This is a genomic window from Mycobacteroides franklinii, assembly GCF_001853795.1.
GTDB classification, from domain to species: domain Bacteria; phylum Actinomycetota; class Actinomycetes; order Mycobacteriales; family Mycobacteriaceae; genus Mycobacterium; species Mycobacterium franklinii.
Genome location: NZ_MLIK01000004.1, coordinates 540,838 through 563,907, shown reverse-complemented (window position 1 = coordinate 563,907; position 23,070 = coordinate 540,838). Strand labels below are relative to the sequence as shown.

Sequence of the window (23,070 nt, the reverse complement as noted above, 5' to 3'; positions counted from 1 at the left end):
AGATTCCGTAACCGTGCATCCCGAATACCCGCGACCCTGGACGACGTTGTGGGTGGTGCTGTTCGGCCTGTTCATGATCCTGCTCGACTCGACGATCGTGTCGGTCGCCAATCCCGCCATCAAGGCCGGTTTCGAAGCTGACTATTCGGCGACGGTGTGGGTCACCAGTGCATACCTGTTGGCTTACGCGGTGCCACTGTTGGTCACCGGGCGACTCGGGGATCAGTTCGGCCCGCGGTCCATGTATTTGGCAGGGCTTGCGGTTTTCACCGCCGCCTCGCTGTGGTGCGGCCTGGCCGGGTCCATCGGTTGGCTCATCGCGGCGCGGGTGGTGCAGGGGATCGGTGCGGCGATGCTGACTCCGCAGACGCTGACGGTGGTGCAGCGGGTGTTCCCGCCGCAGCGGCGCGGGACCGCGATGGGCGTGTGGGGTGCGGTAGCCGGAATCGCGACTCTGGTCGGCCCGGTAGCCGGCGGTCTGCTGGTGGACGGGTGGGGCTGGCAGTGGATCTTCTATGTCAATGTCCCGGTGGGTGTGTTGGGAATGATCCTGGGCGCCATCTACATTCCGCGCATGCCGACGCAGCCGCATAGGCTGGATCTGCTCGGCATGGCACTCTCGGCCGTCGGCATGTTCGCGTTCGTTTTCGCGCTGCAGGAAGGCGAGAGCTTCCAGTGGGCCCCGGGGGTATGGGCGATGATGGTCGCCGGTCTCGCGGTCCTGGGTGTGTTCGTGTGGTGGCAGTCGGCGAATCGGGGTGAGCCACTGATTCCGTTGCGGCTGTTCGCCGACCGCAATTTTTCGCTCGCCGGGGTCGCGATCGCGTCGATGAGTTTCTGTGTGATCTCCACCGGGCTACCGATGATGTTCTATACGCAACTGGCGTTGGGTTTTTCGCCGACCAAGGCGGCATTGACACAGGCGCCCACGGCAATTGTCAGCGGGATCTTGGCGCCCGTGTCCGGGTGGCTTGTCGATCGGGTGCGTCCCTCGATACTGATCGGTGGTGGCATCGTGTTGATGATCGTCTCCACGTTGTGGTGGACGGTGTTGATGCGGCCCGAGACGCAGATGTGGCAGCTCCTGCTCCCCGCCGCGGGTATCGGTGCGGCCATGGCATGCATCTGGGGTCCGTTGGCGACCACCGCAACCCGCAATCTGCCGTCGGCGGTGGCCGGTGCCGGGTCCGGGGTCTACAACACGCTGCGCCAGGTCGGCGGCGTGGTCGGCGCCTCGGCGATGGGCGCGTTGATGACGGCGCGGTTGGCCTCGAACATGCCTGCGATGGCACCCGATTCTGGATCCACCGACCAGCTGGGGGTGTTGCCCGTCGGGTTGCGCGCGCCGTTCTCGACGGCGATGGCCCAGTCCATGCTGCTGGGTGTCGCGGCGTTGGTGGTCGGTTTGGTGGCCGCGCTGTTCATGCGACCCACGGGCTCACAGGTAGGTGCCGTGCCCCTCGATCACGTTGTCCCCGTTGAAGATTAGAACCTCGTTGACGAGGCCGCCCTTATGGTTTCGGTAGTTGATGACCAGGGCCGTCGCGCCCACGTACGTGCCGACGGGTTCGAAATGCAGATCCGGGTTACGGGCCAGGGCGTCGGTCCAATAGGCGCGGATGGCCTGCTTGCCGCTGAAGACTCCTCCGGTCTCCGGAGCGATCTGGGCGCCGTATGCGGAGGTAAAGACCGCGTCCTCATCGAAGTGCTCCAGCACCGCCTCGATGTCATGAGCATTCCACGCCGCGAACCAGTCCCGGCTGAATTTCTCGGGGTCGACGGCGAGCGTCATGACTGCGAACTGAACAGCACGGCGGAGTTGAGGTACCCGGTCGGATCGAAGGCCGCCTTGACTGCCCGCATGGCGGCGATATCACCTGGTGTGCGGGCCATGCCGAGGTAATCGCGTTTGAGAGTGCCCACTCCGTGCTCGGAGCTGACGTTGCCGCCCAGCTCGGCGATCAGCGTCATCATGGGCTGATACAACGCGGTGGAGTCGGGGCAGCGCAACACATTTAAGTGCAGATTGCCCTCACCGACGTGGCCGAACAACACGGGTATCGCGTCGGGAACCTTGGCGGCGATCAGCTCGGCGGCGCGTCGTTCGAACTCGCCGATATGTGCCAGTGGCAGCGCCACATCGAATTTCAGCGGGGGACCGTACAAGCCCAGCGCCTCGGCGATGGATTCGCGTACCTGCCAGAGGCGTTCACGGGAGGTGCTATCGAGGCCGACGGCGGCATGCTCGGCCACGCCGGCGGCCTCGAGTGCCTCGGCCAGGTCGTCGGTGGGGTCACTGTCGCGGGCAAGTTCGATGAGCAGCAGCCAGGGGCTGTCGACGGGGCTCGGTATGCCCAACCTGGAGTCCATGAGTTCGAGTGCGGCAATACCGTTGAGGTCACGGAAGATTCGGCTGGCCTCGACGAGCTGATCCAGGCTGCCGAACCCGGTGATCGCTGCGACGTTGTGTGTGGGAACCGGATGCAGGCGCAGTTCGAGTGCGGTGATGACGCCGAGGGTGCCTTCTGCGCCGACGAACAGGCTGGTGAGGTCGTAGCCTGTGTTATCGGCTCGAACATCGCTGTGGCGGTCCATAATTGAGCCGTCGGGTAGTGCGACTTGCAGGCCGATGACCTGCTCGCGCATGTTCCCGTAGCGCACCGTGCGCAGGCCGCCGGCATTGGTGGACGCCATGCCGCCGAGGGTGGCCGAGTCGCGTGAGCCGATATCGACGCCGAACTGCAGGTTCTCTTTGGTGGCGGCGTGTTGCAGTGCGGCCAGGGTGACGCCGGAGCCGACACGGATCCGGCGGTCGACGGTGTCGATGGGGCCGATATCGGTGAGTCGCTCGGTGGACAGCAGCACGTCATCGTGCTCGGTGACCGTGCCGGCGACCATGGAGGTACGTCCGCCCTGGGTGGTGACGGGGTGGTCGTGCTCCTTGCAAGCCTTCAGGATCGCGGCGACTTCCTCAGCAGAGCCGGGACGGACCAGCACGCTCGCGATGCCGCGGTAGCGCCCGGTCTGATCGATGGTTCGCCCCGCCAGCACGTCGGCATCGGTGCTGACGTACCTCTCGCCGACGATCTGGACGAGGGCACGGGCGAGCTCGGACATGGACCTCAGTGTGGCACGGTGCTATTGGTCGTGTCCGGGCTGAGTGCCAAAAACGCCCCCAGTTCCACCAGTCCGTCGGGTGTGGCGGGCAGATACTCGGTGAGCGCGGGAGACCGCACGATCACCGCCTGGAACTTCGCCCGGCTGATCGCCACGTTCAAGCGGTTCCTATTCAACAGGAACGACATCCCGCGCGGCACGTCATCGACGGCCGAGGCCGTCATCGATACGAACACCACGGGAGCCTGCCGGCCCTGGAACTTGTCCACAGTCCCCACCAGCACCTCGCCCAATCCGGCAGCGGCGAGCGTCGCACGCAACGTCAACACCTGGGCGTTGTACGGCGCCACCACCAACACGTCGGACTGCTCCAGGGCGCGGGTACCGGATTCGTCGGTCCAGTCCGAACCGATCAATCCGGCGATCTCGGTGGCGATGGCCTCGGCCTCCTGTGGGCTACTGGTCGCATTTCCGGCGTGGTCGACCAACAGTGTCCGCACTCCGGGATCCTGTCCGGCCAAGGTGCGCGCCGGCGCCGCGGACTCAAGTTCACCGTCATAGGAAAGCTGCGAAACATGTTGGCACAGAGCGGGGTGCATCCGATACGAGCGCTCGAGAAAATACCCGCGACTGGCTGGTAGTGCCCCATGTCCTTCGACGAGCCAGCCCAGCGCCGAGGTGTCCACCGGCTCGGGATGCACACCCTGCGAGACCTGCGGCAGCTGCTGCGGATCGCCGAGCAGCAGCAGGTTCTGCGCTCCCCGCGCCACCGCGAGCGTGTTCGCCAAACTGAACTGACCGGCCTCGTCAACGACCAACAGGCGCAGCACGCCGTCGGCAACACGGGTGGTGTTCGCGAAATCCCATGCGGTGCCACCAATTACGGCACCCTCATCGGCGTGAGATGCGATGAAGCCCGCGTAGTCACTGTCGCGAATCTGGGTCCACGCGGCGTCTCCGCTGTACGCGGATGCCTTTTTGGCGACGCGTTCGGGTGGTACACCCGCCGCGACCACTTGGTCGAGGAGGTGCTCCACGACGGCATGGGACTGCGCCACCACACCGACAAGCCAGCCGTCGCGTGTCACGAGATCGGCGATGACTCGCGCCGCGGTGAAGGTCTTGCCGGTGCCCGGCGGACCGTGCACGGCAAGGTAGGACGAGTCCAGGCTGCGCAAGGCGGCGGCGATGGGCTCGGCGTACCCGTCGTCAGCGACCGGCGCCAACACGACGCCACGGGGGTTGCGGCGCAACAGAATATCCAGGGATGCGGTCAGGGGCATCTCGGGAAGTCCATGGGCGACTCCCACCGCCACGTCCTCGATGGCGGCCTCCAGCGCCCTGGTCATCACCGGCGGCCCGGGCGCCAGCGCCATGGGCATTTCCGAAAAGACCTCGCCGTTCTTCGGGGTGAGTTCCTGAATCGTCACATCGACGGGTACGCCCCCGGATTCGGTGATCTCCACAACGCTGGCAGAACCCGATGCCCGGCGGTCGGGGTCTCCGTCGCCGAGCCCCGATGGCGCCGGCGGTTCGTAGAGTGCGTACACACTGTCGTCGAGGACGCCCCCGGCGAGATCGCCGCTCACCTTCACATGCCGTCGGAGCTTGCGCTGACTACCCGATTTATGCCAGTCGTGGACCAGCACGGCGTCGTCCACGATGAAGACTCCGGCGGTATCCGCCCATTCGTCGACGGGATTGTTCAGGCGGTCGAAGTGGCTCCACCAGAAGGGTTTTCTTTCCCGGGTGTGATACCCGCGGGCCGCCGACACCATGGCGGCGGCGGTCTGATTCGCGGTCCGGTCGGCAGGGGCGCCGTCTCCGACGAAATCGGCCAATGCCCGACCCACTTCGTCGGGCTCCTGCTCTTGTTGCTCGACGGCGGGGGCCGATGACGACAGGTGGGTGATGCCGTGTTCGAAGGCACGTACCAGCAGCCAATCCCGGAGCTTGCGTGTCGAGGCGCAGTCGTATCGGTTGTACTCGGCGATGGAGTCCAGCACTTCCTGAGCCGCCGGGTCGCCGTTATCTCGCAGCGCGCAATAGCGTGCGTATTCGTTGATCGAGTCGACCGCGGTGGTGACCTCCCCGGAGCGCTTTCCCGATTCGATGAACAGCGGCTCCAATGCCTTGAGTCCGTATCCGCTGGAGCCGGAACGAATACTCTTGCGCACCACGGGATAGAGGTCGACCAATACGTTGTCACGCAACAGGTCGTCTATCTGTTCCTCGCCAATGCCATACCGGCCGGCCAGGCGCAGCAGCGCCGTCTTCTCATAGGCCGCGTAGTGGTAGACGTGCATTCCCGGATAGCGGCGGCGGCGCTTGGCCACCAGATCGAGGAAGGTGAGCAGGGCCTTCCGTTCGGTGCGGCGATCGTGGGCCCAAATCGGCCGAAACTTCTCGTGTCCGGCTCGGTCGTATTCCAGTACTCCGAACAGATACTCCAGGCCCCACTGCATGCCATCCTCGGTCCACAGCGGATCCCCCTCGAAGTCGAAAAAGATGTCACCCGGGTTGGGGGCCGGCAGCGTGCCCAACGGAATCGGATCGGCAACCTCGAACTGTGGTGTGCCACTGTCGCGTTGGCGAATCTGCAGCTCGGCCTGAGCCACCAATTGCTGCAGGTTGCGCGCCGACAGATCCGGGACTGGACCGGCGTGGGAGGCCAGCCGTGCGACGGTGCCGACCCCGGCTTCCAGCAGCGCGGCCCGCTGGGTTACCCGCATACCCGCGACAAGAAGCAAGTCGTCGGTGCGCTCGACCTCGGGCTCACACACCGGGCAACGGAAACAGGCACGGACATGTTCATCGGACCACTGCACCGGAGCGCCGCCGGCGAGGTGGCGATCGAGTAAGTCCTGCAACTGCTTTCGTCGTTGGCGATATACACCCACCAGATCTGCCGCCGGATAGTCGATCGCCGACCGGTCGCCCACAATGAGCCGTACCTCGGGGGATACCGGCACGCCCGTCGCCGTCAAACTGTCGGCATAGGCCGCCAATTGCAGCAGCGCCGTCACCTTGGCGCTGCGGGCCAGCTTGGTGTCACATACCTGGTAGTGCTCGCCCTCCAAGACCACGAAGTCTGCGAAACCGATGAATCGGCCGTCGAACATCGCGGCCTGGTAAACGACCGGATGCCCCTGCTCGAAGGCATTTTTCGTCGCGGCGGCGACCGCGTAGAGGCCGTCGAGGGTGAAAGTAGGAGGGAAGGGAATGCTGGCCACCCCGGCACCGAAACGTGCCCGCAGCCCGGAAAGATGATGGGCCTCATGCGCGTCACCCAATGTCGCGGTGCGCGCCAAAAGCTCATCATCGCGTGGGGGTGCCGGCGCCCAGCCGAGCTTGGCGTCGAATGCCCGCAGCAGGGCATATTCGCAGCGCGCGGCGGAGGCTAGATCCGAAGCGCTGTAGACCACCCGGTCGTCGATGACGAACACCCGCTCACTGTAGGTGCTGGCACCGACGGCGACGTGTCACCCGGCCTGTTGCACCTTTTCCACGCCAGATCCGTTCCAGCGGAACGCCACCACGCTCTCCAGACCCGGAATGCCGTTGGAGAAGTTGAGCACCACGGTATCCAGGGTGCTGGCCGACAGATCGATGGCGTTGTAGCCGTAGGTATCGGGAACACCGTGGGAGATCACACCACCCAGGTGGAAGAACACCGCACGAGTAGGGGGTTGCGGCTCGTGCGTATCCGCCGCGACGATGACCGCCGACAACGGCGCGCATTTGTTGTAGTTGCCCGCCACCGGCACCGGGCTCCACGTGGCCTCGTTGTTGGGCGCAGGTGGCAGCAGCGCGATCGCCGACGCGACGGCCGGATCCTTCAAGTTCACCGCGCAGTCATCCTGGGTCGACGGTGGTTTGGGCTTGGCGGTCGGGCCAGGCTGCCCGGGAGCCGGCGCTGTCGACGGCGGAGACGCGATGGTGTTGGTGGGCGTCTTCGACACCGTGCTGTCGCCACCGGTGCACGCGGAAGCGAGCACCGACAACGGGACGAGCACGGCCGTCAGCACCGGCAGTGTCGTTCGCAGAACCATCCTTCGCACGGCCCCGGACACTACCGATATTTACCGAAGATGCCGCGGAGGCGGGAGTTGAGCGCGGTAGCGCCTAGACTCTTTAACGCCATGACCTCTACAGATATCCCCACGCCCGACACCGGCGATTCGAGTGCACCACCCGCGGATGACGCTGTCACCTTCGCGGACCTTCAGATTGCCCCCGAGGTGCTGCGTGCGGTGTCCGACGTGGGGTACGAGACACCGTCGGCGATTCAGGCCGCCACCATTCCGCCGCTGCTGGCGGGCTCCGATGTGGTGGGTCTGGCGCAGACCGGAACGGGAAAGACTGCGGCGTTCGCCATCCCGATCCTGTCGAAAATCGACCTGACCTCGAAGAACACCCAGGCACTGGTGCTTGCGCCCACGCGCGAACTGGCCCTGCAGGTTGCCGAGGCCTTCGGTCGGTACGGCTCTCACATGCCCAAGCTCAACGTGCTGCCGATTTACGGCGGTCAGTCCTACGTGGTGCAGCTGTCGGGGCTGAAGAGGGGCGCCCACGTGGTGGTCGGCACGCCCGGACGTGTCATCGATCACTTGGAGCGCGGCACGCTCGATCTGTCCCATTTGGATTACCTGGTGCTGGACGAGGCCGACGAGATGCTCACCATGGGCTTCGCCGAGGACGTCGAGCGCATCCTGTCCGACACCCCGGAGTACAAGCAGGTGGCCCTGTTCTCGGCCACCATGCCCACCACCATCCGGCGGCTGACCAAGAAATATCTGCACGATCCGGTCGAGATCAAGGTCGAGGCGAAGACCTCGACCGCCGAGAACATCACTCAGCGCTTCATTCAGGTGGCCGGACCCCGCAAGATGGACGCGCTGACCCGGATCCTCGAGGTCGAGACCTTCGAGGCGATGATCGTGTTCGTCAGGACCAAGCAGGCCACCGAGGAGGTGGCCGACAAACTCAAGGCCCGCGGGTTCGCGGCGGCTGCGATCAACGGCGATATCAACCAGTCGCAGCGTGAGCGGACCATCAACGCGCTCAAGAGCGGCGCCATCGACATCCTCGTGGCCACCGACGTCGCCGCGCGCGGCCTGGACGTCGAGCGCATCTCTCATGTGCTCAACTACGACATCCCGCATGACACCGAGTCGTATGTGCACCGCATCGGCCGTACCGGTCGCGCGGGCCGCTCGGGTACGGCGGTGTTGTTCGTGTCTCCGCGCGAGCGGCACCTGCTGAAGGCCATCGAGAAGGCCACCGGTGCCCGGCTTGCCGAGGAGGCGCTGCCATCGGTCGACGACGTCAACGCCCAGCGGGTGACGAAGTTCCGCGATGCCATCACCGCTGCGCTCGCGGCGCCGGAGATCGAACTCTTCCGCCGGCTCGTTGAGGACTACGAACGCGACAACAATGTGCCGGTGGCCGATATCGCGGCAGCGCTGGCGGTGCTGTCGCGCGACGGCGAGCAGTTCCTGCTCAAGCCCGACCCGCCTCGTGATCCGCGTCAGGAGCGTGGCGAGCGCCCCGAGCGCGGGCCCCGCGAGCCGCGCACGCAGACTCCCGGACTGGCGACGTATCGCATCGCGGTCGGCAAGCGGCACAAGGTCATGCCGGGTGCCATCGTGGGGGCGATAGCCAACGAGGGCGGTCTGCACCGCAGCGACTTCGGGCACATCACCATCCGCCCCGATCACTCGCTCGTCGAGCTGCCCGCCAAGCTGTCGCCCAAGACGTTGAAGGCGCTGGAGACCACCCGAATCTCGGGCGTGCTCATCGAGCTGCGCCCCGCCGGTGGGGCCGATGGCGCCCGCCCCGAGCGCAAGTACACGGAACGCCGCCGCCCAGACCACAAGCATACGGATCACAAACGTTCGGAGGCGAAGCGTCCCAAGCGGTCCCCGAAGAAACCATGACGGCAGTCTCCCCTGTTGAAAGCGCCCCCGTCGTTCGCGCTTCCGGTCGGGTAGGCGCACTCACCGGCGTTCGGGCGGTGGCCGCGACCCTGGTGGTGGCCACCCACGCCGCCTACAGCACCGGCAACTACGTGGTGGATGGGGTTTCCCCGTGGAAGGCCTATCTCCACCTGTTGCAGTCCCGCCTGGAGATCGGTGTGCCGATCTTCTTCGTGCTCTCCGGATTCCTGCTGTTCCTGCCCTGGGTACGGGCCGCCGCCGACGGTACTGCCTCGCCCTCGGTGAAACGCTATGCCTGGCATCGGTTTCGGCGCATCATGCCGGCCTACTGGATTCTGGTGGCCATCGCGTACATCTGGTATCACATCCGCGACCAGTATCCGAACCCCGGACATACCTGGCTGGGGTTGCTCCGGAACCTCACCCTTACGCAGATCTATACCTCCAATTACGGATATCGCTATATCCACCAAGGCATGACGCAGATCTGGAGTCTGGCCGTGGAGGCCGCCTTCTATGTGGCGCTGCCCTTCCTGGCATGGCTACTGGTCAAGAAACTCTGTGGCGGGCAGTGGCATCCGATACGGCTGTTGGGTGGCCTGGCTGCGCTTGCCCTGGTGACTCCGCTGTGGATGACGTTGGTGTACACCAACACCGCATTCCCGGACGGCGCGAAGCTGTGGCTGCCGGCCTATCTGTCCTGGTTCGTCGGCGGCATGATTCTGTCGGTGCTGGCCGTCATGGGCGTGCGCTGCTACGCGTTGGTCACGGTGCCGCTGGCCATCATCTGCTACCTCATCGTGTCCACGCGGATCGCGGGCGACCCCACCACCTCGCCGTGGGCGCTGCCGCAGGCGTTGACGAAGTCGATCTTCTACGTGGTGATCGCGACGCTGCTGGTCGCTCCCGCCGGGCTGGGTGACACCGGCTGGTACGTCAGGTTTCTCTCGTCGCGGCCCATGGTCTGGCTGGGTGAGATCTCCTATGAGCTGTTCCTCATCCACATGATCCTGATGGAGATCGTGATGGTGGACCTGCTGCACTACCACGTCTACACCGGGTCGGTGGTGATCGTGTTCCTGGTGACGATGGCGGTCAGTGTGCCCGCTTCGTGGTTGATCCATCGGACTGTGCAGGTGCTGCTGGCCTGGAGCTCACGTCTGCGGAAATCGCTGGCGCAACGAACGCAGTGAGCAGGGTCCGTTCGTCTTCCGGACTGTCCTCGGGATAGGCGAGTAGCGAGACAATCACCCGGACATACCATTTCGCCTTGGTATGGGTGTCGCTATCGGTTGCGGCACGCTTGATGAAAGACGCCACCATGGTGTTGATGACCTCGGAGTGCAAGCCGAGCGAGCCGCCGAAATACTCGCCCGGCCGGAACCATGCGGACAGCGTCGGATCCGCGCGCACCAGCCGCAGCGCGGTGACCATCGCCTCGGTCAGGAGTTCGGTGGGGTCGTCAATCCCGGCGACATGCTCGGTGACCTGCCGGGTGATCACACCGGCGGCCCGGTGGACATACGCGATGTGCAATGCTTCGCGATTCTCGAAATACCGGTAGAGAGTGGCGCGGGAACACCCAGCGGCCCTGGCGATCTCGTTCATACCGACGGCAGCCACACCGTCACGCACGAACAGCTCGGCGGCCGCGTCGAGGATCTTCTCCGCAGCCACCGATGTCCGGGTGTCGCCCAGCCAGCTCATCTGAGCCCGTGCTCTCCGCGCCAGCGACTCATCGAAACATCATCGCACGCGGATGGGCACTGTCAGGGGCCTTCGCACATATGAACCGTCCGCCCAGCTGACTCCGTCAAGATCGACCTCGAAATCCGGTATGCGGGTGAGTAGTTCCTCGAGCGCTACCCGCGATTGCATGCGTGCGGCGGCGGCCCCCAGGCAGTGGTGATTCCCGTGGCTGAAGGTGAGAATGTTGCGCGGTTTCCGCAGGACATCCAACTCGCCTGCGTCATCGCCATATTCACGTTCGTCCCGATTTGCGCTGCCGTAGAGCAGTAGCGCCCGCCGCCCCGCCGGAATGGTGGTGTCGCCGACGGTGACATCGCGGGTGGCGGTGCGCGCCAGGCCCTGTACCGGGGATGTCAGGCGCAGAAACTCCTCCACTGCTCCCGGGATGAGCGATCGATCGTCGATCAGCTTCCGGCGTTGTTCAGGGTTTTGGTGCAGCAGTTGTATTGCACCGCCGAGCATTCCGGTGGTGGTGTCGTTGCCGCCCGTGACCATGGTGAAAGCGAAGCCGAGGATTTGCAGCGTCCCGGCGATATCACCGTCGGCTCCGACTCCGGCAGCGACGAGGTGCGACACGGTGTCGTCCTCGGGTTCTGCGCGCCGCCGTTCGATGAGGCCGGAGAAGTACATCATCAGGTCGCCGACCGTCTGCGCCACCTCGCCCTGCATGGCCTCGATGTCGATCGCGCCACCGGCCGCGGCCGCCACAATGTGGTCGGTCCAGCCGTCGAACTGGCTGCGGTCCTCCTCGGGCACCCCGAGATAGTGCGCAACCACCATGGACGGCAGTGGCTTGAAGAGTTCGACGACGATATCGCCCTCGCCACGCTCCTTCAGGCGCTCAAGACGCTCGACCACGAACTCTCGCACCTTCGGTTCGACGGCGGTGACCTGACGCGGGGTGAACCCCCGCGAAACCAGCTTGCGGAAGTCGGTGTGCGTGGGGGGGTCTTGCATCACGAACGGGGGATTGTCGCCCATGCCGGTCTTCTCCAGGTCGCCGTACATGACGGTGAGACCCTTCGCCGAGGAGAAGGTCTCCCAGTCACGTGCGGCCTCGTAGACATCGGCATGCCGAGTGAGCACGTAATAGTCATCGGCAGGAGCATGTTCGGGCACCACGTGGTGCACCGGATCCTGGTCGCGCAGCGCGGTGTACATCGGCCACGGGTTGGTCCAATTATCGGAGGCTCCGGGGATGTAGCGCGGCACAACACTGTGAGACACATCGACTGACATGTCTTATGTGTAAGGCATGTCACCGGAAGTGTCAATACGCAGTGGCCGACTAGATCAGCGTGCCGGGGTTCAGGATGCCGTCGGGGTCGAGTGCCTGCTTGATCCGGCGGTTGACCTCAAGCACCTCGGGGCCGACCTGGTCGCCGAGCCACGGCTTCTTGAGTCGTCCGACGCCGTGCTCGCCGGTGATGGTGCCACCCAGCGAGATCGCAAGGTCCATGATTTCGCCGAAGGCAGCCTGAGCGCGCCGCGCTTCATCGGGGTCGTTGGGGTCGTGCACGATGAGCGGATGCGTGTTGCCGTCGCCGGCGTGTGCGATGACCGAGATCAGTAATCGGCGCTGTGCGGCAATGGCTTCCACGCCTTCCACCAGCTCGGCGAGCTTGGGCAGCGGGACGCCCACGTCTTCGAGCAGTAGCGGACCCTTTGCTTCCATCGCGGGGATCGCGAACCGCCGTGCCGCGACGAATGCCTCGCCTTCTTCCTCGTCCTCGGTGGAAAAGACCTCGGCGGCATGGTGATCGGTGAAGACGCGGGCCATCAGCTCGGCATCGTCCGCCGAGGTCTTACCGCGTTCATCCGAGCGGGCCACCAGCATGGCGCCGGCCTCGCGGTCCAGCCCCATCTTCAGCTTGTCTTCGACGGCATTGATCGCCGCCGAGTCCATGAACTCCAGCATCGAGGGCCGGATCTGCGCAGTGATCGCCAGCACCGCGTCGGTCGCATCGTGCACCGACGAGAAGGTTGCCACCACCGTGCACGGGGTGGGCTGCGAGGGGAGTAGCCGCAGGGTGACTTCGGTGATCACGCCCAATGTGCCCTCGCTGCCGACGAACAGTTTCGTAAGGCTGAGTCCGGCAACGTCTTTCAGGCGTGGTCCGCCCAGCTTGAGGATGGTGCCGTCGGCCAGGACTACGTGCATGCCGAGCACGTAATCGGTGGTCACGCCGTACTTGACGCAGCACAGTCCGCCGGCGTTGGTGGCGATATTGCCGCCGATGCTGCAGATCTCGAAGGATGACGGGTCGGGTGGGTACCAGAGGCCGTGTGCTGCCGCGGCGGCCTTCACCTCCGCGTTGAGGGCTCCGGGTTGGGTGATGGCGACCCGGGTGGCCGTGTCGATGGTGATGGTGCGCATCCGTTCGGTGGACAGCACGATGGCGCCGTCTTGGGCGGTGGAGCCTCCCGATAATCCGGTACCTGCACCGCGGGGCACGACGGGGATGCGATGCGCACTGGCCCATGTGAGAGTCGCGGAGACCTCTTCCGTGCTGCGCGGGCGTATCACCGCCAGCGGCGTGCCGGCGTCCGGATCGAAGGCGCGGTCCTGTCGATATGAGGCGGTGATATCCGGATCGGTGATGACCGCGCCGTCGCCGAGGGTGTCGATGAGTGCGTCGAGAGCTGCCTGGCTCATATCATTCGCGCTGTCGCGCCTGCATCGATCGGTAGCACGGTGCCGGTGATATGTGAGCTCGCTTCGTCGACCAGGAACAGTACGGCGCGGGTGACTTCCTCGGGCTTGAGGAAGGGCGCGTATTGCAGGTGCAGCGATGCGAAGACGGACTCGACGTCCTTCAGCGTCGGCTTCTCCAGATCGGGTCGCATGGTTCCGAATACGAAATCGTTTTGGGTCATGGGGGTTTCGATATTGCCGGGCGCGACGGCGTTGACGGTGATCCCGTAGCCGACGAGGTCGTGGGCCGCGCATTTGGTCAGACCGATGACGCCCCACTTCGACGAGACGTAGGACGCCTGGGCGAAGTTCGCGCTATGTCCGAGCATCGACGACACGGTCACGATGCGGCCGTAGTTCCGCTTGATCATGCCGGGTGCGACGGCCGCGATGGTGTTGAAGGTGCCGGTGAGGTTGGTGCCGATGACCTCGTCCCACTGTGCCGACTCGACGTCGGGCAGCAGCGCGATGGTGCTGATTCCGGCGTTGGTGATGGCGATGTCGATGCCGCCCAGCGTGTCCTCGGTCTCGGCCACAAACGATTCGAGCGCGGCGCGGTCCTTCACGTCGATTTTGGCGGAAATGCACCGGCGTCCGGTCTTTTCGACCAAGGCGACGGTCTCGGCGAGATCGTCCTCGGTTGCCAGCGGATATCCCACGACATCGCTGTTCTCGCAGCGATCGCAGATCGCGATATCGGCGCCCGCCTCGGCCAGCGCCAGGGCGTGTGAACGGCCCATACCGCGCGCGCCGCCGGTGATCAGTGCAGTTTTTCCCTCGAAGTCAGCCACGGAGCCGACCCTACCGAGTCGGCTCCTCGTGGGACTGCAGTTCGCCCTGGTCCAATTCGCGCAGAACGGGCATCCGGGTACTCGCGACGGCGATGAGAAGCATCGGTGCGCCAAGGATCATCAGGGTGGTGGCGACGCCAAACTTGTCGGCGATGGGGCCGGCAAGCATGAAGCCCAAGGGGCCCGCGCAGTACGCGGTGGACGTCATCACGCCGACCACGCGACCGCGCAGATGCTCGGGGGAGCGGGTCTGCATCACGAAGTTCGCGATCGGTGCGACCGGTCCGTAGATAAAGCCGAGGCAGGCGGCCAGCACCAGCAGCACACCGATCGGTGGGAGCAGCGACATGCCCAATGTGGTTGTGCCGGCCGTGAATGTGGCGCACAGCATGATGGTGCGGCGCTGGAAGTGGCGCACCATGGTGGCGTTTCCGAGCGCCCCGAGTAGCCCACCCACGGAGATTGCCATGAGCATCCAGCCGAGTTGTTGCGGTGCGCCCGCGTCGCTGAAGTGCTTGGGCAGCAACACACTTTCGATGGGTAGATAGAGTGCGGTGATCGCCATGTCGATCAGCGCGATGGTGCGCAGGATCTTGACGTTCCAGAAGAACTTCAAGCCCTCGAGAACACCACTGATCACACCCGTCGGCCGGGTTTCGTGTGCGGGCTTTCCTGCGCCCTCGACCTTGAGGAAGACGATGGCGATGATCGACACCACGAAGCTTGCCGCAGTCGCCCACATGGTGTTGACGCCTCCGATGGACGCGATGAGCATGCCGCCCAGGCCGGGGCCCACGATGTACGCGACATTGAATGTTGCCTCGTACATGCTGTTCATCTTGTCCAGGGACCACCCGGCAGCCTTGGCGGCGGCCGGCAGCATGGACTCGCGCGCGGTGATGCCCGCGGGATCGAACATGGCGCCCAGCGCGGCCAATGCGGCCAGCAACGGGACGTTGAGCCCGGTGGTCATCGCAAGGATCGGGATGGCGGAGACAGACACGAGCGAGAGGACGTCGGAGAAGATCGACATGACGCGCCGTCCGAAGAAGTCGACTGCTGTTCCCGAAATAAGCGTCGAAAACACCAGCGGCAGGGTGCCGGCCGCTGCCACGATGGCGGCGTCTGCGGCAGACCCATTGCGTTGCAACACGAGCCAGGGCAGCGCGACGATGGAGACACCATTGCCGATGGCCGCGACGACGGATGCGAAGAGCAGCAGAAGAACCGGCCCGCGATTCACCTGATTGATTGTCGGCGAATCCGCCGTCGGAATGGACATGTCGCCCAAAACGTAGCAGCGGTTCGTAGGGCTGGTCGAGCGAATTTCTTGGTTAGTTCGCCTGCACCGCTGCGCGGATGATCTGGGCGGTCGCCTCCAGATTGGGATCGCGGCGAACCATGAATCCCTTTGCGAAGGCGAGCTTGTCGCCGCCCCGGCGGGGTACCACGTGCAGGTGCGCATGCATGACCGTCTGAAACGCGACGCGGCCGTCGTTGAGCGCCAGGTTGGTTCCATCGCTTTGCAGTTCCGAGCCCCGCATGGCGTTGGCGATGCGCTGGCCCACCGTCATGATGGCGGCGGCGTCATCGGGCTTCAGGTCCGTCAGGTCCTGTGCGTGGGCCTTGGGGATGACCAGAGTGTGTCCGCGGGTGATGGGGCGAATGTCGAGAAAGGCGAGTGTCGACTCGTCCTCGTACACACGAAATGACGGTGACTCACCGGCGACAATGGCGCAGAAGACACAAGACATGAGCACACCGTAGCGGGTGGGCGGTCAATTCACTTCTGTCACAGTGGTTTCAGGGGTGCGTCCACTTGTCGGTGGGTGTCGTTATCGTTCGAACATGAGTTCGATTGGGGTGTTGGAGGCGGCGGTTGATGCCGTGTGCGCTGACACTTTGGATGGACTCTCGAACGCTGAGGTGCTGGCGGTGTTGGCGCGGGTGGAAGTGGCGCAACGGCGGCTGCTGTCTGCCTCACACGCCGGGATTGCGCAGTTGGTGCGGCAGGCGTCTCCGGTAGAGCTTGGGGGCACGTCGTTTCCGGATGTGTTGTCGCGGCGGCTGCATATCAGCAGGGGTGCGGCGCGGCGCCGGATCGCCGATGCGCAGCAGTTGGCGCCGCGGCGGGCGTTGACTGGTGAGGTGCTTGAACCTCAACTACCGCGCACTGCCGAGGCGTTGGGGCGCGGCGATATCGGTGAGGAACACCTCCGAGTCATTCGGCAGTTCTTTGACCGCCTGCCGGTGGTGGTCGATGCCCCGACCCGCCAAGCGGCCGAGGCGCAGCTGGCGGCGATGGCGTGCCAGTTTCGGCCCGAACAGTTGCGCACCGGTGCTGAACGGATGATGGCGCTGTTGAACCCGGACGGAGAGTTTTCTGATGTGGATCGGGCGCGGCGCCGCGCGGTGAGCATCGGGCCGCAGGGTTTTGATGGCATGTCCCCGATTTCGGGTTTGTTGGATCCGGAGACGCGGGCCTATCTGGATGCGGTGTTTACGAAACTGGCCGCCCCCGGTATGTGTAACCCGGCCGATCAGAGCCCGCAAGTGGATGGTGAGCCGTCACCGGAAGCTGTCGAGCACGACACCCGCACCCCGGCGCAACGCAACCACGACGCACTCCGTGCTTGCTTGCGATCCACATTGGCCTCCGGCGAATTGGGTTCACACCACGGCCTACCCGTGACGGTCGTTGTCACCACCACCTTGCGAGAGTTGGAAGACGCGGCCGGTATCGCGATCACCGGCGCCAGCACCCGCCTACCGATGCGGGACCTGATCCGCGCGGCCACGCATGCTCACCACTACCTGAGCATCGTCGATGACGACGGCAGACCCCTGTATCTGGGACGTGCCAAACGGATCGCGTCACCCGATCAACGCATCGTGTTACACGCCCAGGATCGCGGCTGCACCCACCCCGGATGTTCGGTGCCCGGATACCTCTGCGAGGTCCACCACCTCACCGAATGGGCCCAGGGCGGACCCACCGACATCGACAACCTCACCTTCGCCTGCCGACCACACCACCGCCTCCTAGGCCACGGCTGGACCACCCGAAAACGCAAAGACGGCACCACCGAATGGATACCCCCACCACAACGCGATATCGGTGAGGAAATCGCCGATATCCAGCTCCCGTTGGAGGCGCCTTGTTCTCCGCACTGAGTTCCCCACGGGGCAAATAGTTTTCGCGCGACGCAGAAGTGCAGCGTGTATTTGCCCGCTCGCGCGATCGTCGTAAATGGGTACCCTCGAGACGGTGTCTGATCTAGCAATCCAACTGTCCGAGTCCGGCCGGGATTGGCTGATCCATAGGCCGGTCGACATCGCCATCTACGTCGTCTTGGCGCTCGCGGTTCGATATCTGTTGCACCGGGCGATCGATCGCCTGGTGCAAGGCGCGAAGCGCACGGAACCTGCGGAACGTTCCCGACATCAGTGGTGGGCTTTCTTTCGCCGTGATCGAGACCTGGTGCAGGACGAGCGTTCAGAGGAGTCCGAGCGACGCCCCTCGGCCCTGCGCACGCTGCGCGGACGCGCGCAGGATCCGGTCCGCGACGCGCGCCGACGCAAACGCCGGGCGCAGCGTGCGCAGACCCTCGGGTCCGTTCTCAAATCCGCTGTCTCCTTCCTCGTGCTTGTCTGGGTGACCCTGCAATCGCTCGCGATCCTGGGAGTGAATGTGGCCCCCTTCATCGCATCCGCGGGGATCGTCGGCGTCGCCCTCGGGTTTGGCGCACAAAACCTGGTGCGAGACTTCATCACTGGAATCTTCATGCTGTTCGAGGACCAATACGGTGTGGGCGACGTGGTCGACGTCGGAGACGCGGTGGGTACGGTCGAGAGTGTCGGCCTGCGCATCACCACGGTGCGCGATCTGCACGGCACCCTCTGGTACGTGCGCAACGGCGGGATTGCCCGGGTGGGCAACTTCAGCCAGGACTATGCCGTGGCATTCCTGCAGGTGCCCGTTGCCTACAGCGCCGACGTTGACCTCGCCTGCAGGGTGGCACTCGAGACCGCACAGGAGGCCGTCGAGGGGGACACGTTGCGTCATCAGGTGATCGGGGCTCCCGAGATGTTGGGGGTGGACGGCATCACCGCAGACGCCATCAGTCTTCGGTTGACGGTGGCCGTCCGCGCCAACGCGCAATGGGCCGTCGAACGTGAGTTGCGCCGCCGCATCCTCGTCGCGTTCGACGAGAACGGCATCCGCCCGCTCCACCTGGATGGATTGGCGCGCGGAGCTGTGGAGACTCTCGAAAAAGCGGGCCGGTAACTCCCGCCGGCGCGCAGTACGCTGGTGACATGGCTGGTAAGGAAATCGACAAGCAGCGGGCAAATGCCGCGCTGGCTGTGATACGGCAGCACCCGGGGATGGCGCTGTTCTTGGCGGCCCCGGTGTTGGCGGTCCTCGGAGCGGTGTGGTGGATCGCCGGTCTGGGCTGGGCGCTGGTTCTTACGGCGGTCATCGCGATCGCTGGCGGTGCCGCGATCGTCATGCGTCGCAGTTGAGATAGCCTCCTGGCTCCACGCGACCTGTCGTTGTTCGCTACAGGCGAACACCCCGTCATTTGTAAGCATGTAATTTTGTAATCATGAAACGAGATCAACAAACCGACGCCTCCGACGCTGCGGATTGGTTCGCCGGGCGCCTGCCCGACGGGTGGTTCGGTGGCGACCCCGAAGTCGTCGTCGACCGCGAAGAGATCACGGTGATTGGCCGGCTGTCGGCCGACGAGGGCGACAAGGAGAGTGAAGCCCGCGCGGCCGGCCGAGCGTCTCGTTTTCGGGAAGAGACTCGCGCACACCGAATGCGCATCGCCGATGAGGCGCAGGCTCGCTACGGACGCAAGGTTTCCTGGGGCGTCGATGTTGGCACGGCCGAAGCATCTGAGCGAATCCTGTTCACGCACATCGCCGTTCCGGTGATGACCAGATTGCGTCAACCGGAACGTCAGGTACTCGACACCCTTGTCGAGGCCGGTGTCGCCCGATCGCGCTCCGACGCGCTGGCATGGGCGGTCCGTCTGGTGGGCGAACACGCCGAAGAATGGCTGGACAAACTGCGTGCCGCGATGACCGAAGTTCGGGACCTGAGAACAGAGGGTCCGCAGCTCTAGGCCTGCGTCATCGCGAAGTAGGCGCCGCGACGGGCCACTAGTTCCGAGTGCGTCCCGCTCTCGACGACGCTGCCACCGTCCATCACCACGATGCGATCCGCGTCCCGAATGGTGGACAGACGATGGGCGATAATGAAACTCGTCCGGTCCCTGCGCAGCTCGGCCATGGCCCGCTGGATACGCAGCTCGGTGCGGGTATCGACAGAACTTGTCGCCTCATCAAGGATCAGCAGCTGCGGGCGTGCCAGGAAGGCGCGCGCAATGGTGATCAGCTGCTTCTCGCCGGCGCTGATGTTCCCGCCGTCGTCGGTGATCGTGGTGTCGTATCCGTCGGGAAGTGTTCGCACGAATCGGTCCACGTATGCGGCACGCGCCGCCTCAAGAATCTCGTCTTCGGACGCGTCGGGACGCCCATAGGCGATGTTCTCGGCGATGGTGCCGCCGAATAGCCAGGTATCCTGCAGCACCATGCCCATCCGCGATCGCAGATCGTTTCGGCTCATCGTCGAGATATCAACGCCGTCAAGCAGTATCCGCCCGGAATCGACGTCGTAGAAACGCATCAGCAGGTTCACCAGGGTTGTCTTGCCGGCCCCGGTGGGCCCGACGATCGCGACCGTATGCCCCGGTTCGACGCGCAGTGAGAGCCCCTCGATCACCGGGGCATCGGGGGAGTAGCCGAAGGTGATGTCCTCGAATTCGACACTCGGGGTCCCGGCGGGAACCGTGGCCGGGGCCGATGGATCCGGCTCTTCCTCATCGGCGTCCAGCAGCTCGAAAACCCTTTCGGCGCTGGCGAGTCCGGACTGCAAGGTGTTATACATCGCCGCGACCTGCGTCAGTGGCTGGTTGAACTGCCGCACATACTGACTGAACGCCTGGATGCTGCCCAGCGTCAGATCCCCCGAGGCGACCTTGAGGCCGCCGACCACGGCCACCGCCACGTAGCTCAGGTTGCCGATGAATGCTGTTGCCGGTGAAACCAGGCCCGAGAAGAACTGCGCGCCAAATGCGCTGCTATAGACCTTGTCATTCCTGTCGGCGAAGATCGCCTCTGCCTCCGCGCGATGCCCGTAGGTCTTGACGATGGTGAAACCGCTATACGTCTCTTCGATATGCGCGTTGAGCTTCCCGGTGTTGGCCCATTGCGCCACAAACAGCCCTTGCGATCGGCGGGCGATCGCGCGCGTCACCCACAGCGACAGGGGCACCGTCGTCAGTGTGATCAGCGCCAGCAGCGGTGAAATGCTGAGCATCATCAAAAGCACGGCGAGCAACGTCAATGCCGAACTCAACAGTTGATTGATGCTCATCTGCAGCGATGTTTGGATGTTGTCGACATCATTGGTTACCCGGCTGAGAATCTCCCCACGCTGACGGGAATCGAAGTACGACAATGGAAGTCGATGTAGTTTGTCTTCAACATCCGTGCGCAGTGCAACCACGGTGCGCTGCACGGTGACGTTGAGCAGTCGCGCCTGTACCCATGCCAATAGTCCGGCGGTCAGGTACAAGCTGAGGGCCAACGCCAATGTCGTGCCGATCGCGTGGAAGTCGACACCTTCCCCGGGTGTGACATTCATGCCGGAAAGCATCTGGGCGAACTGGCCGTCCCCCCGCGCGCGGGCGGCCTCGATGGCCTGTTCCTTGCTTTGGCCCGCAGGCAGCTCTCGCCCGATCACCCCGTTGAACAACAGGTCGGTGGCATGTCCCAAGATCCGTGGGCCGATCACCCCGATCGCGATACCGGTCATCGACAGAGTAATTACCGTGGCGGTCAGAAGACGTTGCGGGGCAAGACGCTTCACCATGCGGATCGCGGTGCCGCGGAAGTCGCGGGAACGTTCTGCCGGTCCCGTTTGTACGCCCCGAAAACCAATCGCGCGGGTCATGCCAACACCGCCTGGGAATCACAGATTTCCCGGTAGGTCCCGCAGCACTGCACCAATTCGGCGTGGGTGCCCGCCGCGGCGACCCGGCCATCTTCCAGCACTATGATCTGGTCGGCGTCCGCCACCGTCGAGATCCGTTGTGCCACCACGATCACCGTGGCCTGCGCGGCGACCACGCGCATTGCCTCGCGCAGGCGCGCATCGGTGCCTACATCCAGCGCGGAGAACGCGTCATCGAACAGGTAGACACCTGGACGGCGAATCACGGCGCGCGCGATCGCGATGCGCTGACGCTGCCCGCCCGAGAAGTTGATGCCGCCCTGCGAGACCGGCATCTGTAGTCCGGCGGAATGCGCACGAACGAAATCCGCCGCCTGCGCCACTCGGAGCGCCTCCCACATCTCGTCCTCGGTGGCGTCTGACTTGCCGTAACGCAGATTGCTTTCCACCGTTCCGGAGAACAGATATCCGCGTTGTGGAACCAAACCCATTACCGTCCAGAGGTCTTCGGGGTCATAGCGCCGAACGTCGTTACCGCCGACATGCACCGCCCCGGCGGTGACGTCGTGCAAACGGGGAATCAAGCTCAGCAGCGTGCTCTTGCCGCATCCGGTGGCGCCGACGACGGCGGTGACCGTCCCCGGCCGTGCGGTGAACGAAACCCCTTCCAATACGGCGCGTTCGGCGCCGGGATAGCGGAACCCGGCGCCGGTGAACTCGACGGTCGGATTCAAGGCCCCGACGGGAACCGGGTCCGGCGGTGCGGTGATGGATCCCGTCGTATCGAACACTTCGGTGATCCGTTCGGCGCACGCAGTGGCTCGCGGCACCATGACGGCCAGCATCGTGAGCATCATCATCGACATGAGGATCTGCAGGAAGTAGGACAGGAAAGCCACCAGCGATCCCACCTGCATCTGTCCTTGGTCGATCCGCAATCCGCCGAACCAGATCAACGCGACACTCGAGGTGTTGATGACCAGCGAGGTGGCGGGCAGCATGAGGGCCTGCCAGCGACCCGCGGCCAGTGCCGCTTCCGATACTTCGGCCACGGCCCCGCGAAACCGGTTACGCTCCACGGCTTCCCGGGCGAATGCGCGGATGACTCGAATACCGGACAGTTGTTCTCGCATCACCCGGTTGATGCCGTCGATCAGGCCTTGCATGCGGCGAAAGATCGGCAGCATCGATCGCACGATGTACCAGTTGGCCACGGCGAGTGCTGGCATGCTCACCATGAGCAGCCAGGACAGTCCCGCGTTCTGGTGAATCGCCATGGCGATTCCGCCGATGCACATGATCGGGGCCGTCACCAGCATGGTGCAGGTCACCTGGACCAGCAGCTGCAGCTGCTGAACGTCGTTGGTGGTGCGCGTCAAGAGTGTCGGTGCGCCGAACCGCGCGGACTCCTCGGCCGAGAACCCGGTGATGTGATGGAAAAGCGCCGACCGCATATCGCGGCCGAAGCCCATGCCGGTCCTGGAGCCGAAGTACACCGCACCGATCGAGCAGGCGATCTGCACCAGCGTGACGCCGAGCATCACCGTGCCGAGCCGCATGATGATGTGCGTATCGCCGTGCGCCACTCCGTCGTCGATGATGGCCGCGTTGACCGTGGGGAGATACAACGAGGCCAGCGTGCTGATGGTCTGCAGCGTGACGACCACCGCGACCAGGCTGCGGTACGGGCGCACATAACGCGGCAGGAGGGCCCGCAACTGACCCTGAGGCATGGGCACCACTGTCGCACACGGC

General features: G+C 64.7%; 19 protein-coding genes. 7 read left to right on the top strand and 12 right to left on the bottom strand.

Annotated elements, in window-relative coordinates:
* Window positions 1-13 precede the first annotated feature (13 nt).
* The gene (locus BKG76_RS03210; protein ID WP_109420539.1) at window positions 14-1,489 is read left to right on the top strand and encodes a DHA2 family efflux MFS transporter permease subunit; all 1,476 of its coding nucleotides are present in this window, start codon (window positions 14-16) and stop codon (window positions 1,487-1,489) included.
* Here the strand turns inward: BKG76_RS03210 and BKG76_RS03205 are convergent.
* From BKG76_RS03205 to BKG76_RS03190, 4 genes are read right to left on the bottom strand one after another with little or no spacing between them, the layout of a single operon-like run.
* Complete coding sequence (locus tag BKG76_RS03205) at window positions 1,439-1,792, bottom strand: YybH family protein (protein ID WP_070935906.1); 354 nt, start codon at window positions 1,790-1,792, stop codon at window positions 1,439-1,441. The two genes, BKG76_RS03210 and BKG76_RS03205, sit on opposite strands and share 51 nt — an antisense overlap.
* On the bottom strand, window positions 1,789-3,117 hold the full coding sequence (locus BKG76_RS03200; protein ID WP_070935904.1) for an FAD-binding oxidoreductase: 1,329 nt from the start codon (window positions 3,115-3,117) through the stop codon (window positions 1,789-1,791). Before BKG76_RS03200 ends, BKG76_RS03205 begins: the two co-directional genes overlap by 4 nt.
* A 5-nt stretch (window positions 3,118-3,122) precedes the next feature.
* Window positions 3,123-6,563, bottom strand: a complete 3,441-nt coding sequence (locus BKG76_RS03195; RefSeq protein WP_070935902.1) for a TM0106 family RecB-like putative nuclease — start codon at window positions 6,561-6,563, stop codon at window positions 3,123-3,125.
* A gap of 36 nt (window positions 6,564-6,599) precedes the next feature.
* Window positions 6,600-7,169 (bottom strand): LppP/LprE family lipoprotein, encoded by a 570-nt coding sequence (locus BKG76_RS03190; protein ID WP_070935900.1) that lies wholly within the window; start codon window positions 7,167-7,169, stop codon window positions 6,600-6,602.
* 90 nt (window positions 7,170-7,259) lie between these two features.
* Here BKG76_RS03190 and BKG76_RS03185 point away from each other — a divergent pair, with 90 nt between their 5' ends.
* Window positions 7,260-9,056 (top strand): DEAD/DEAH box helicase, encoded by a 1,797-nt coding sequence (locus BKG76_RS03185; protein ID WP_070935898.1) that lies wholly within the window; start codon window positions 7,260-7,262, stop codon window positions 9,054-9,056.
* A complete protein-coding gene (locus tag BKG76_RS03180; protein WP_070935895.1) occupies window positions 9,053-10,249 on the top strand; it encodes an acyltransferase family protein in 1,197 nt (398 codons plus the stop codon). The genes BKG76_RS03185 and BKG76_RS03180 overlap by 4 nt, the downstream gene beginning before the upstream one ends.
* On the opposite strand, the gene BKG76_RS03175 is transcribed toward BKG76_RS03180, so the two are convergent.
* From BKG76_RS03175 to BKG76_RS03150, 6 genes are read right to left on the bottom strand one after another with little or no spacing between them, the layout of a single operon-like run.
* Window positions 10,152-10,763: a TetR/AcrR family transcriptional regulator gene (locus BKG76_RS03175; protein ID WP_070935893.1), complete on the bottom strand. Its 612-nt coding sequence runs from the start codon at window positions 10,761-10,763 to the stop codon at window positions 10,152-10,154. The two genes, BKG76_RS03180 and BKG76_RS03175, sit on opposite strands and share 98 nt — an antisense overlap.
* Before the next feature lie 39 nt (window positions 10,764-10,802).
* Window positions 10,803-12,044, bottom strand: coding sequence for a cytochrome P450 (locus BKG76_RS03170; protein WP_070935891.1), 1,242 nt, complete (start codon window positions 12,042-12,044; stop codon window positions 10,803-10,805).
* A 49-nt stretch (window positions 12,045-12,093) separates the two neighbouring features.
* Window positions 12,094-13,461, bottom strand: coding sequence for an FAD-binding oxidoreductase (locus BKG76_RS03165; protein ID WP_070935889.1), 1,368 nt, complete (start codon window positions 13,459-13,461; stop codon window positions 12,094-12,096).
* Window positions 13,458-14,291, bottom strand: coding sequence for a mycofactocin-coupled SDR family oxidoreductase (locus tag BKG76_RS03160; protein ID WP_070935887.1), 834 nt, complete (start codon window positions 14,289-14,291; stop codon window positions 13,458-13,460). Before BKG76_RS03160 ends, BKG76_RS03165 begins: the two co-directional genes overlap by 4 nt.
* 10 nt (window positions 14,292-14,301) lie before the next feature.
* Window positions 14,302-15,573, bottom strand: coding sequence for an MFS transporter (locus tag BKG76_RS03155; protein WP_070935885.1), 1,272 nt, complete (start codon window positions 15,571-15,573; stop codon window positions 14,302-14,304).
* A gap of 52 nt (window positions 15,574-15,625) precedes the next feature.
* On the bottom strand, window positions 15,626-16,045 hold the full coding sequence (locus BKG76_RS03150) for an HIT family protein (protein ID WP_070935883.1): 420 nt from the start codon (window positions 16,043-16,045) through the stop codon (window positions 15,626-15,628).
* Between the two features lie 94 nt (window positions 16,046-16,139).
* Here BKG76_RS03150 and BKG76_RS03145 point away from each other — a divergent pair, with 94 nt between their 5' ends.
* The 4 genes from BKG76_RS03145 to BKG76_RS03130 all read left to right on the top strand — a co-directional run bounded on the left by BKG76_RS03145 (window position 16,140) and on the right by BKG76_RS03130 (window position 19,423).
* A complete protein-coding gene (locus BKG76_RS03145) occupies window positions 16,140-17,465 on the top strand; it encodes an HNH endonuclease signature motif containing protein (protein ID WP_070935881.1) in 1,326 nt (441 codons plus the stop codon).
* A 76-nt stretch (window positions 17,466-17,541) separates the two neighbouring features.
* On the top strand, window positions 17,542-18,579 hold the full coding sequence (locus BKG76_RS03140; RefSeq protein ID WP_070935879.1) for a mechanosensitive ion channel family protein: 1,038 nt from the start codon (window positions 17,542-17,544) through the stop codon (window positions 18,577-18,579).
* A 29-nt stretch (window positions 18,580-18,608) separates the two neighbouring features.
* Window positions 18,609-18,815, top strand: a complete 207-nt coding sequence (locus BKG76_RS03135; protein ID WP_070935877.1) for a hypothetical protein — start codon at window positions 18,609-18,611, stop codon at window positions 18,813-18,815.
* A gap of 83 nt (window positions 18,816-18,898) precedes the next feature.
* Entirely contained in the window at window positions 18,899-19,423 is a 525-nt protein-coding gene (locus BKG76_RS03130; RefSeq protein ID WP_070935875.1) for a hypothetical protein, read from the top strand.
* Here BKG76_RS03130 and BKG76_RS03125 read toward each other — a convergent pair.
* Both BKG76_RS03125 and BKG76_RS03120 read right to left on the bottom strand, forming a co-directional pair.
* Window positions 19,420-21,315 carry an ABC transporter ATP-binding protein gene (locus tag BKG76_RS03125; RefSeq protein WP_070935873.1) on the bottom strand — a complete coding sequence of 632 codons (1,896 nt, stop codon included), beginning with the start codon at window positions 21,313-21,315 and terminating at the stop codon, window positions 19,420-19,422. The genes BKG76_RS03130 and BKG76_RS03125 overlap by 4 nt on opposite strands.
* On the bottom strand, window positions 21,312-23,033 hold the full coding sequence (locus tag BKG76_RS03120) for an ABC transporter ATP-binding protein (protein WP_207543739.1): 1,722 nt from the start codon (window positions 23,031-23,033) through the stop codon (window positions 21,312-21,314). The genes BKG76_RS03125 and BKG76_RS03120 overlap by 4 nt, the downstream gene beginning before the upstream one ends.
* Window positions 23,034-23,070: the final 37 nt, after the last annotated feature.

Bases quoted from the DNA above. Each gene is read 5' to 3' on its own strand.
- BKG76_RS03205 (WP_070935906.1), bottom strand. From the start codon at position 1,792: ATGACGCTCGCCGTCGACCCCGAGAAATTCAGCCGGGACTGGTTCGCG.
- BKG76_RS03200 (WP_070935904.1), bottom strand. From the start codon at position 3,117: ATGTCCGAGCTCGCCCGTGCCCTCGTCCAGATCGTCGGCGAGAGGTAC.
- BKG76_RS03190 (WP_070935900.1), bottom strand. From the start codon at position 7,169: ATGGTTCTGCGAACGACACTGCCGGTGCTGACGGCCGTGCTCGTCCCG.
- BKG76_RS03185 (WP_070935898.1), top strand. From the start codon at position 7,260: ATGACCTCTACAGATATCCCCACGCCCGACACCGGCGATTCGAGTGCA.
- BKG76_RS03180 (WP_070935895.1), top strand. From the start codon at position 9,053: ATGACGGCAGTCTCCCCTGTTGAAAGCGCCCCCGTCGTTCGCGCTTCC.
- BKG76_RS03175 (WP_070935893.1), bottom strand. From the start codon at position 10,763: ATGAGCTGGCTGGGCGACACCCGGACATCGGTGGCTGCGGAGAAGATC.
- BKG76_RS03170 (WP_070935891.1), bottom strand. From the start codon at position 12,044: ATGTCAGTCGATGTGTCTCACAGTGTTGTGCCGCGCTACATCCCCGGA.
- BKG76_RS03165 (WP_070935889.1), bottom strand. From the start codon at position 13,461: ATGAGCCAGGCAGCTCTCGACGCACTCATCGACACCCTCGGCGACGGC.
- BKG76_RS03155 (WP_070935885.1), bottom strand. From the start codon at position 15,573: ATGTCCATTCCGACGGCGGATTCGCCGACAATCAATCAGGTGAATCGC.
- BKG76_RS03150 (WP_070935883.1), bottom strand. From the start codon at position 16,045: ATGTCTTGTGTCTTCTGCGCCATTGTCGCCGGTGAGTCACCGTCATTT.
- BKG76_RS03145 (WP_070935881.1), top strand. From the start codon at position 16,140: ATGAGTTCGATTGGGGTGTTGGAGGCGGCGGTTGATGCCGTGTGCGCT.
- BKG76_RS03140 (WP_070935879.1), top strand. From the start codon at position 17,542: ATGGGTACCCTCGAGACGGTGTCTGATCTAGCAATCCAACTGTCCGAG.
- BKG76_RS03135 (WP_070935877.1), top strand. From the start codon at position 18,609: ATGGCTGGTAAGGAAATCGACAAGCAGCGGGCAAATGCCGCGCTGGCT.
- BKG76_RS03130 (WP_070935875.1), top strand. From the start codon at position 18,899: ATGAAACGAGATCAACAAACCGACGCCTCCGACGCTGCGGATTGGTTC.
- BKG76_RS03125 (WP_070935873.1), bottom strand. From the start codon at position 21,315: ATGACCCGCGCGATTGGTTTTCGGGGCGTACAAACGGGACCGGCAGAA.